This window comes from Dietzia sp. E1 (genome assembly GCF_014145015.1).
GTDB lineage: Bacteria > Actinomycetota > Actinomycetes > Mycobacteriales > Mycobacteriaceae > Dietzia > Dietzia cinnamea_A.
Map to the genome: position 1 here is coordinate 1 of NZ_JAALDU010000007.1, position 9,506 is coordinate 9,506.

Below are 9,506 nucleotides of genomic sequence, written 5' to 3' on the forward strand. Positions count from 1 at the left end.
GCGCGGCGACGACCTGGACGGCGTCCCCGAGGGGAGCGCAGTGCTCGATCAGCCGGTCGGGGATGCTGCGGCTGAACACCAGGACCACCGGCGGGGGACCGGGGCGACGGTCCGCCCAGGCGTCGGCGATCCCGGCGGGGCCGTATCCCTCGGTCAGGGCCGTGGCGGAGCCCACCATCACCAGGTCGGCGCGGGCGCGCATGGCGTCGTAGACGAGTCTGTCGGTCGGGGTGCCGAGCCCGCCGCTGCGTCCGTCGACGGTCGTGCTGCCGTCGACCGTGGAGATCATCACCGCCCGGATGCGGGGCAGGGCGAGATCGGGCTCCGGCTCCAGCGCTTCCCAGAGGGCGTCCAGGCCCGCGGGGTCCTCGTCGATCACGGTCAGCCGTGTCGTGTGCACCGCGGACTCCTTCCGTTCTGACGTCGGGTGCCCCCACGATAGGCTCTGCGTATGGTCTATCGCCTCGTTGACGTCACCCCGGTGGTCCCCGCCGACCAGCTCGTGGCCCAGATGGTGCCGCCGTCGATGTTCGACGACGTCAGCTTCGACTCCTACATCCCGGATCCGGCACAGCCCTCGCAAGCCGCCGCGGTCAAGGCGTGTCGGCAGTTCGCGGAGGAGGTCAACGCCCGGCGCGCGCCGAAGAAGGGCCTGTTCGGGCGGCGCCCCAAGGCCGTCCAGGGCACCGGCATCTACCTCGACGGCGGGTTCGGTGTGGGCAAGACCCACCTGTTGACCTCGGTCTATCACAACTGCCCGGAGCCCAAGGCGTTCGGCACGTTCGTCGAGCTGACGCATGTGGTGGGTGCGCTCGGCTTCAACCGCGCGGTCGAGGAGCTCTCGGGCCACTCCGTGCTGTGCATCGACGAGTTCGAGCTCGACGACCCGGGCGACACCATGCTCGTCTCCCGCCTGCTAGCCGAGTTGACGACGGCCGGTGTCAGTGTGGCGGCCACATCCAACACCCTGCCCGAGCAGCTGGGGGAGGGGCGCTTCGCGGCGAAGGACTTCATGCGGGAGATCCGCAAGATGTCGGGCATCTTCGAGTCCATCCGGGTGGACGGTCCGGACTACCGGCACCGCAACCTGCCGCCGGCGCCGGAGCCGATGACCGACGAGGACCTGCGGGCGGACGCCGAGGCGGTCGACGGCGCGACCTTCGATGACTTCGACGAGCTGTGCCAACACCTGTCGACCCTGCACCCCTCCAAGTACAACCGCCTGGTCGACGGGGTGAACCGTGTCTGCCTGAGCGGGGTCAAGCCGCTGCCGGACCAGTCGATCGCGCTGCGGCTCGTGGTGCTCGCGGACCGTCTCTACGACGCCGGCATCCCGGTGCGGAACTCGGGCGACAAGCTCGACGCGATCTTCACCGAGGAGATGATCGCCGGCGGCTATAGGAAGAAGTACCTGCGGGCGACCTCGCGCCTCCTGGCGCTGTCCCGCTTCGAGACCGTCGGCGGCTGAGCGCCGGCCGCAGCTGGCTCATTCCCGACGGCAGCGCCGCAGCCGGCTGATCGCCGGCCGCAGCTGGCTCATTCCCGACCGCAGCGCCGCGGCGCGCCCGGGGCCGGCGACCCGCCCGGGTTCTCAACCCGCGACGTCGCTTATCGGATCACCCGCCACCCATCGGCCTCCGCGCCGCCTATCTGCCTACGCACCACCTATCCGATAGCGCGACGCCTACGGGATCCCACAGGTGGCGCGTGGGCAGATAGGTGGCGTTGCCACAGCCGGGCATCGCCAGGGCGGCCTATCCCGAAGGAGCGCTCGAGGACCGGGATCGTCCGGCCGCGGCAGCGCGGCTCAGAAAGAGCGCGATTCAGAGAGGCAGTTCGTAGACGACATCGGTGTTGGCGACGCCGCCCACGTCAAAAGTCCGGTTCCCGCGGGGCTCGAACCCGTGCTTGACGTAGAACCGACGGGCCCGCGCGTTCGCGATATTCGTGGCCAACCAGACGCTCCGCACACCCGACTGTCGACTTCGCGCCGTCACGTCGTCGAGCATCCGGGACGCGATCCCTGCGCCGTGGTGGTCCGGGTCGACGTAAAACTTGCTGATGCCCGTCGTGGGGCGGTGGACGATCTGCGCTGCGCAGTCGGGATCCATCGCGGTGCCCTCGACGAGCAGTACGTATCCCACAATCGCGCCGCCGGGTGCGCGGCACACCAGCACCTCGTGGTCCGCGGACTCCGTGTATGCCCTGAACGCCTCCTCACTGAGGTGCTCGGCGATAAAGGCGCCGATCACCTCGGCGTCGAGGTCGGGCGGGCACGCCAGCGGGAACGTACGGGCGGCCAGTTCCGAGAGGGGGCGGAGGTCGGCCTCTACGGCCTCGTCGAGTCGCGCGGTCACCCGGCCAGCCTAGGGACAGCGTTCACGCGTGCAGATGGAGGCTCTCGTCCTCACGTACCCCGCGGATGACATACCGCTCGATGTCGTCGCCACCGCCGAGGACGAGTGTGACCTCATAAGAGCCGGCTGCTGTCCGGTAGAGGTCGGCGAGGACCCCGGTGGTGTGATGGAAATCGACGACGCGGCCGCGCATGCTCGCCACGTCGGCCCGGCCGACCGTCGTCGAATGGTGAAGTCGGGGCGTGGCAGTCATGCCACCATCATCCGTGATGGATATCACATACGAGGAACGGTCAGATACCGGTACGACGGCGATCCGCCCGGAGGCAGCGAGGCCCGCGGGCACGTCCCGAAGTGCATCACTCCGCCCGCCGGCGCGTCAACGCAGAAAGCCCCGGCCGGGGGCCGGGGCTTTCCTGTGGTGCGCGATACTGGGATTGAACCAGTGACCTCTTCCGTGTCAGGGAAGCGCTCTCCCGCTGAGCTAATCGCGCGGGTTCTGCGCCCGGACGAGTCCGGACGTAGAGGTGGAGACGGGAATCGAACCCGTGTTGACGGCTTTGCAGGCCGCTGCCTCACCACTCGGCCACTCCACCGCAAAGGTATCGAGCCTGGTGAGGACGTCCTGGCTCCTCGATCCCTCCGAGCGGATGACGGGATTCGAACCCGCGACCCTCACCTTGGCAAGGTGATGCGCTACCAGCTGCGCCACATCCGCATCGCTTCCCGGCTCGCTGTTGCTCACCGCGTTGCGAGAATGAACATTAGCCGACGGGTTCGGCGGAACACAAATCCGGGTCCGTAAATGCGTGATGAACTGGGCAGATGTCCGAAATCGGCCGTCCCTTAGCCGCTTCCGGGAATCGCGCACGCGGCCCGATCGGCAAACGTGGAGAGCGACGATCTCCGCGAACGCGGCGCCCCCGCCGTTCCCGCAGCGAACGCGCCTGCGTGTCCGCCGAGCGGTCACACCTCTACGCGGTTACCGAGATCGCGGCTCAGGGTTCGCGTCGTTCGTGACCACTCGACCGTCGGCCGCACCGCCGGCGACGGAAGCAGCGGGGAGGCGGCGAAGCGCGGAGGCGGCGAGGCGCGAGGGAGCACGGAGGCCGCTAAGCTAAGTCGAGGCGGGGGCAACGTAGGAGCGAAACGCTGGGCCCGGGCAAGGCCCGAGCTGGGCGGGAGCTGGGCAGGAGCGAGGATGCGGACCCCGAATTGGGCGCCGGGCCGGGGCTTGCTACAGTGTTCCGGTGCCGAGCGAGAGAGCCCGGCGACATGCGGTCCTATAGCTCAGCGGAAGAGCGCTCCGTTCACACCGGAGAGGTCACTGGTTCGAACCCAGTTAGGACCACAATCACGACAGAAGCCCTCCCGGACATCGGGAGGGCTTCTGTCGTTGCCGGGGTTGATCGAGGCGCGGGAGCAGCAGGAGCGCCCGGCGGCGACGGGTCAGCCGGCGTCGGATGCGGCCTCCGCGCCGGACTCCAGTGCCTGCTCCAGGGCCTGCTCGAGCACCTCCACGGGCTGCGCACCGCTCACCGCGAGCCGGCCGTCGAACACGAAGAACGGCACCCCTCGGATCCCGAGGCCCCGCGCGGTCTCCACGTCGCGCCGGACCTCATCGGAGAAATCATCACCGGCCAGCACCCGGTCCACCGCGTCGACGGGCAGGCCGGCGTCGACACCGATACGCCGCAGCACCGCGGGGTCCGAGATCACCTGACCCTCGGAGAAATGGGCGCGGCGCAGGCCCTCGTCCACCTCGTCCGCGCGTCCGTGCTCGGCCGCCAGCGCGGCGAGCCGGTGAGCGTCGAACGTCGAGCAGACCCGCGCCGACCGCCAGTCGAACTCCAGGCCCAACTCGCGGAATCGGGCGGCCATCTGCTCCTGACCGGCCTCGGCCTCGGCCCGGGACATCCCGTACTTGCGCGCGAGCATCTCGACGCTGGTCTCACCCGGCTCGTCGCCCGTGACGCGGGGTGCCGTCGGATCCAGTTCGTACGCGCGCCACGCGACCTCGACCTCGGTGTCGGGATGCTCGGCGCGGAAGGACTCCAACGCCGCCTCCAGGTGCCTTTTGCCGATCCAGCAGAACGGACAGATGACGTCGGACCAGATGTCGATGCGCATACCCGGGTGCAACGCCCCGGCGAGGTCCGGGATTCCGAGGGGGCCCGGGTAGCATGGACCGGCCCGGTCCCACGTTCGGACCGCGGTGTCAGCCCGGGCGGCCCGTCGCCGCCCGACGTCCACTGCCGAGGAGATCGTCCCCCGTGTCCGAGAACCGCATGCCTCAAGCCGATGTCGACGCGACGGGTGCGGCCACCGTGACCACCGTCATCCCGGCCGGTGAGCCGGCGGGCAAGATCCTCGCCGAGCGCGAACTCCAGTCGCGCAGCGGGCCGGAGACCATCGTCGTGGTGCGCGACCCGGAGGGCACACTGCGGGATTTGTCCTGGGCGCCGGAGGCGGACACCGAGGTCGAGCTCGTCCGCGCCGACACCGAGGACGGCCGCTCGGTGATCCGACACTCCTGCGCACACGTGCTCGCCCAGGCCGTGCAGGACAAGTTCCCCGAGGCCAAGCTCGGCATCGGGCCGCCGATCGAGAACGGCTTCTACTACGACTTCGACGTCGCCGAGCCCTTCACCCCCGAGGACCTCAAGGACCTCGAGAAGCGGATGAAGAAGATCATCAAGGCCGGTCAGCGCTTCTCGCGCCGCGAGTACGCCTCGCTCGACGAGGCCCGGGCCGAGCTGGCCGGCGAGCCGTACAAGCTCGAGCTCATCGAGGACAAGGGCCGGGCCGACGCCGGCGACGAGGGCGGCGCCGAGGCGCTCGAGGACTCCGAGATCATGGAGGTGGGCGCGGGCGCACTCACCGCGTACGACAACCTCAACCCCCGGACCGGTGAGGTCATCTGGTCCGATCTGTGCCGCGGTCCCCACGCCCCGACCACCAAGTTCATCCCCGCGTTCACCCTCACCCGCTCGTCGGCGGCCTACTGGCGGGGTGACCAGAGCAACGCCGGCCTCCAGCGCATCTACGGCACTGCGTGGGAGAGCACCGAGGCCATGGACGCCTACCTCGACCGACTGGCCGAGGCGGAGAAGCGCGACCACCGGCGGCTCGGCACCGAACTTGACCTGTTCAGCTTCCCCGACGAGATCGGCTCCGGATTCCCGGTGTTCCATCCGCGCGGCGGCATCATCCGCAACGAGATGGAACAGCACTCCCTCAAGCGCCACCTGGCCGCGGGCTACTCGCTGGTCAACACCCCGCACGTGACCAAGGGCGACCTGTTCCGCAAGTCGCAGCACCTGAGCTGGTACTCGGAAGGCATGTTCCCCCCGATGGTGCTCGACGCCGAACACGACGCGGACGGCAACGAGACCAAGCCGGGGCAGGACTACTACGTCAAGCCCATGAACTGCCCGATGCACAACCTCGTCTTCGACTCCCGGGGCCGCTCGTACCGCGAGCTCCCGCTGCGGATGTTCGAGTTCGGCACCGTGTACCGGTACGAGAAGTCGGGCGTGATCCACGGGCTCACCCGCGCCCGCGGCTTCACCCAGGACGACGCGCACATCTACTGCACCGAGGAGCAGATGGAGGGCGAGATCGCCTCCGTGCTCTCGTTCATCATCTCCCTGCTGCGTGACTACGGTCTCGACGACTTCTATCTGGAGCTGTCCACCAAGGACCCTGAGAAGTACGTCGGCGGCGACGAACTGTGGGAGCGGGCCACCGAGACCCTGCGCCGCGTGGCGACGAATTCCGGGCTCGAACTCGTGCCGGACCCGGGCGGGGCCGCCTTCTACGGTCCCAAGATCTCCGTGCAGGCACGTGACGCGATCGGCCGCACCTGGCAGATGTCGACCGTGCAGCTCGACTTCAACCTGCCCGAGCTGTTCGATCTGACCTACAACGCCGCCGACGGGACCAAGAAGCGCCCCGTCATGATCCACCGCGCGCTCTTCGGCTCGATCGAGCGGTTCTTCGCCGTGCTCCTCGAGCACTACGCAGGCCTGTTCCCCGCGTGGCTCGCGCCCGTGCAGGTGGTGGGCATCCCCGTCGCGGAGGCGCACGAGAAGCACCTCGAGGACGTGATCGACGAACTGCGCGGCAGGGGCATCCGAGCCGAGCTCGACACGTCCGACGAGCGGATGCAGAAGAAGATCCGCAACCACACCACCGGCAAGGTCCCGTTCATGCTGCTGGCCGGCGACCGCGACGTGGAGGCCGGCGCCGTGAGCTTCCGGTTCCCCGACGGCACCCAGCTCAACGGTGTCTCGCGCAATGCCGCCATGGACAAGATCGCCTACTGGATCAACTCGCGCCGCAACGACGTGCCCACCGCGGAGCGCGTGTGACGTCCGGGGACTCGGTGCCGACCGAGGAATACCGCCAGTTCGGCGTGGGCGAGGACCGTCTCCAGCTGCTGTGGGCGCCCTACCGGATGTCCTACATCGCGGAGACCCGCCCGGAACCCGCCGAGGGGATGACGGGGGAGCCGTTCCTCGACATCCCCCGGATGAGCGACGAGGACGGGCTGGTGGTCGCCCGGGGCGACCATGTCTACGTCGTACTCAACCTCTTCCCGTACAACCCGGGTCACGCCATGGTGGTGCCGTACCGCAAGGTGGCGAACCTGGAGGACCTGGACGACGACGAGTCCCGTGAGCTGATGTCCTATACGCAGCACCTGATCCGGGTCGTCAAGGCGGTCTCGGCACCCGATTCGTTCAACGTCGGGCTCAACCTCGGCGGCGCGGCCGGCGGGTCGCTGTCCGACCATCTGCACCAACACGTCGTCCCACGCTGGATCGGGGACGCCAACTTCATTACGGTGACCAGCGGCACCAAGGTACTGCCGCAGCTCCTCCGTCAGACACGGCAGCTGCTCGCCGAGGCGTGGTCCACCACGGGGTCCCCGGCTACCGTGCCCGGGTCGACGACACCTTCTAGGTAAGCGGGGGGACGAATGCTCAGCGAGTACGGAAGGTCTGGGGTCACCCGGGTGACGCACCCGTTCGCGACGCTCCTCGTCCGGGCGGGCGTCACGGCCAACGGCATCACCCTGACGGGGCTCGTGCTGACCAGCGCCGCGGCCGTCGCCCTGTTCGGCAACGGACTGCTCGTCGCGGGCGCGATCGTCATCGCGTTGTGCACCCTGCTCGACCTGGTCGACGGCGCCGTCGCGCGTGCCGGCGGCGGCGGATCGCCGTACGGCGCCCTGGTCGACGCGGTGTCCGACCGGGTCGCGGACGGCGTGATCCTGTCCTCCCTGCTGTGGTGGCTCGTCCACGCCGAGCCCGACAACCGCTACGCCCTCGTCATGCTCCTGGCCTGCCTGGTGCTGTCACAGGTGGTGTCCTACTCCAAGGCCCGCGCGGACGCCGGCGGCCTGCATACCCCCGGCGGGCTCATGGAGCGCGCGGACCGGCTGGTGCTCATCCTGCTCGGCGCCGGGCTCGAGGGACTGGGTGTCCCGTGGGCCCTCGAGGTCGGGCTCACCGCCGTCGCGGTGGGCAGCCTCGTCACGGTCGTCCAGCGGGTGTGGGGCGGGCGCACCGACTACCTCCGGCGCGTGGCCCACGAGGACGTCGCCACCGCACCGGCCACGGGGCCGGGAGACCGATGAGCGACGTGCCCGAGCGCCTGTCCGACCTGGGCTACGCGGCCGGGTGGGCCGTGGTCCGGGCCCTCCCCGAAGGCCTGGCGCGGGCGCTCTTCCGCACGGGCGCCGACATCGCCGCCCGTCGGCAGGGCCCCGATTCCCAGCTGCGCAGGAATCTCGCCCGGGTCCTCGGCGTCGCCCCGGCGGAGGTCCCCGACGAGCTCATCCGCGACTCCTTCCGGTCCTACGCCCGGTACTGGCGGGAGGCGTTCCGCCTGCCGTCCATGGACCGCGAGGCCGTCGCCCGCGAGATGGACCGCACCATCGACGGGATCGAGCACCTGGACGCGGCTCTCGCGCAGGGGCGTGGCGTCGTGGTCGCCCTGCCGCACTCGGCCAACTGGGACCTCGGTGGCACCTGGCTCGCGCGGCGGTACGGCGGGTTCGCGACGGTCGCGGAGCGCCTCAAGCCGGAGTCGCTCTACCAGCGCTTCCTGGATTATCGCGAGAGTCTGGGGTTCACCATCTACCCACATACGGGCGGACCCACCCCACCGCTCGACGCGCTGCGGGACTACCTCGCCGGAGGCGGCATCGTCGCTCTGCCGGGGGAGCGGGACCTGCGCCGGACCGGTGTGCCCGTGACGTTCTTCGGCGAGACCACCCGCATGCCCGCCGGGGCCGCCAGGCTCGCGGTGGAGACCGGCGCACCGTTCCTCGTGGCCCAGTTCTGGTACGACGGCCCCGACACGATGCGCGTGCGGGTCACCCCGCCGATAGACGTCTCCGGGGGAGTCGAGCCCGCCGTCCAGGCGATGGCCGATCTGTTCGCCGAGGGCATCGCCCGCCACCCCGCGGACTGGCACATGCTGCAGCCTCTGTGGCTCGACGACCTGTCGGCCGAGCGGCGAGAGCGGATCGAGGGCTGATCCGGCCGTGCGTATCGGCATGATCTGCCCCTACTCCTTCGACGCCCCTGGCGGAGTACAGGCCCACGTCGTGGACCTCACGGAGGAGCTCCGCCGTCGCGGGCACACCGTCCGCGTCCTCGCGCCGGGCAGCCCCGGCAGTGCTCCGGTCTCCGGTATGACGCTGACCGGGCCGGGCGTCCCGATCCCGTACAACGGGTCCGTCGCCCGGCTCAGCTTCGGGCCCGCGACCTGGCGGGCGACCCGGCACTGGCTCCGCGAACAGCCCCTCGACGTGCTGCACATCCACGAACCCAACGCCCCCGGGGTCGGCATGTTCGCTCTCGCGATGTGTTCGGGCCCCATCACGGCGACCTTCCACACCTCCACCACCGGGTCGATGATCCTCGACGCCGCGGACGGCGTCCTGGCGCCGCTGCTCGAGAAGATCCGTGGCCGCATCGCCGTGTCGACCCTGGCCCGCCGCTGGCAGATGGAGGCCCTGGGCTCCGACGCCGTGGAGATCCCCAACGGTGTCGACGTGGGCGCCTTCAGCGACGTCGACACCTCAGGGGAGCCGACCGACGCCCCGACGGTGACGTTCCTCGGCCGTTACGACGA

10 protein-coding genes and 4 tRNA genes are annotated in these 9,506 nt (G+C 69.9%); 7 read left to right on the forward strand and 7 right to left on the reverse strand.

Annotation, left to right across the window (positions count from 1 at the left end; all coding sequences use genetic code 11):
• The coding region (locus tag G6030_RS00280; RefSeq protein WP_182641828.1) for a dihydrofolate reductase family protein at positions 1-400 on the reverse strand (400 nt) is incomplete at its 3' end.
• Between the two features lie 51 nt (positions 401-451).
• On the opposite strand from G6030_RS00280, the gene zapE reads away from it, so the two are divergent.
• Entirely contained in the window at positions 452-1,468 is a 1,017-nt protein-coding gene (gene zapE / locus G6030_RS00285; RefSeq protein WP_182641829.1) for a cell division protein ZapE, read from the forward strand.
• A 355-nt stretch (positions 1,469-1,823) separates the two neighbouring features.
• Here the strand turns inward: zapE and G6030_RS00290 are convergent, their stop codons facing one another.
• From G6030_RS00290 to G6030_RS00310, 5 genes are all read right to left on the reverse strand, one after another.
• A complete protein-coding gene (locus G6030_RS00290) occupies positions 1,824-2,357 on the reverse strand; it encodes a GNAT family N-acetyltransferase (RefSeq protein WP_182641830.1) in 534 nt (177 codons plus the stop codon).
• A gap of 22 nt (positions 2,358-2,379) precedes the next feature.
• The gene (locus G6030_RS00295; protein WP_182641831.1) at positions 2,380-2,610 is read right to left on the reverse strand and encodes a hypothetical protein; all 231 of its coding nucleotides are present in this window, start codon (positions 2,608-2,610) and stop codon (positions 2,380-2,382) included.
• 166 nt (positions 2,611-2,776) lie between these two features.
• A tRNA-Val gene (locus G6030_RS00300) sits at positions 2,777-2,851 on the reverse strand.
• Between the two features lie 31 nt (positions 2,852-2,882).
• A tRNA-Cys gene (locus tag G6030_RS00305) sits at positions 2,883-2,953 on the reverse strand.
• 49 nt (positions 2,954-3,002) lie between these two features.
• Positions 3,003-3,075: transfer RNA gene (locus tag G6030_RS00310), tRNA-Gly, on the reverse strand.
• 561 nt (positions 3,076-3,636) lie between these two features.
• Here G6030_RS00310 and G6030_RS00315 point away from each other — a divergent pair.
• A tRNA-Val gene (locus tag G6030_RS00315) sits at positions 3,637-3,708 on the forward strand.
• Between the two features lie 98 nt (positions 3,709-3,806).
• On the opposite strand, the gene G6030_RS00320 is transcribed toward G6030_RS00315, so the two are convergent.
• Positions 3,807-4,487 (reverse strand): DsbA family oxidoreductase, encoded by a 681-nt coding sequence (locus G6030_RS00320; RefSeq protein ID WP_063973530.1) that lies wholly within the window; start codon positions 4,485-4,487, stop codon positions 3,807-3,809.
• A gap of 158 nt (positions 4,488-4,645) precedes the next feature.
• Between G6030_RS00320 and thrS the strand changes: the two genes are divergently transcribed.
• From thrS to G6030_RS00345, 5 genes are all read left to right on the forward strand, one after another.
• The gene (thrS, locus tag G6030_RS00325; protein WP_182641834.1) at positions 4,646-6,730 is read left to right on the forward strand and encodes a threonine--tRNA ligase; all 2,085 of its coding nucleotides are present in this window, start codon (positions 4,646-4,648) and stop codon (positions 6,728-6,730) included.
• Positions 6,727-7,329 (forward strand): HIT domain-containing protein, encoded by a 603-nt coding sequence (locus G6030_RS00330; RefSeq protein ID WP_007627695.1) that lies wholly within the window; start codon positions 6,727-6,729, stop codon positions 7,327-7,329. Before thrS ends, G6030_RS00330 begins: the two co-directional genes overlap by 4 nt.
• A 12-nt stretch (positions 7,330-7,341) precedes the next feature.
• The gene (gene pgsA, locus G6030_RS00335) at positions 7,342-8,001 is read left to right on the forward strand and encodes a phosphatidylinositol phosphate synthase (protein ID WP_182641832.1); all 660 of its coding nucleotides are present in this window, start codon (positions 7,342-7,344) and stop codon (positions 7,999-8,001) included.
• Positions 7,998-8,906, forward strand: a complete 909-nt coding sequence (locus G6030_RS00340) for a phosphatidylinositol mannoside acyltransferase (RefSeq protein WP_007627698.1) — start codon at positions 7,998-8,000, stop codon at positions 8,904-8,906. The genes pgsA and G6030_RS00340 overlap by 4 nt, the downstream gene beginning before the upstream one ends.
• A 7-nt stretch (positions 8,907-8,913) precedes the next feature.
• Positions 8,914-9,506, forward strand: a 593-nt coding sequence (locus G6030_RS00345) for a glycosyltransferase (RefSeq protein WP_182641833.1), incomplete at its 3' end; no start/stop codon positions are given.

Bases quoted from the DNA above. Each gene is read 5' to 3' on its own strand.
- zapE (WP_182641829.1), top strand. From the start codon at position 452: ATGGTCTATCGCCTCGTTGACGTCACCCCGGTGGTCCCCGCCGACCAG.
- G6030_RS00295 (WP_182641831.1), bottom strand. From the start codon at position 2,610: ATGACTGCCACGCCCCGACTTCACCATTCGACGACGGTCGGCCGGGCC.
- G6030_RS00320 (WP_063973530.1), bottom strand. From the start codon at position 4,487: ATGCGCATCGACATCTGGTCCGACGTCATCTGTCCGTTCTGCTGGATC.
- thrS (WP_182641834.1), top strand. From the start codon at position 4,646: ATGCCTCAAGCCGATGTCGACGCGACGGGTGCGGCCACCGTGACCACC.
- pgsA (WP_182641832.1), top strand. From the start codon at position 7,342: ATGCTCAGCGAGTACGGAAGGTCTGGGGTCACCCGGGTGACGCACCCG.
- G6030_RS00340 (WP_007627698.1), top strand. From the start codon at position 7,998: ATGAGCGACGTGCCCGAGCGCCTGTCCGACCTGGGCTACGCGGCCGGG.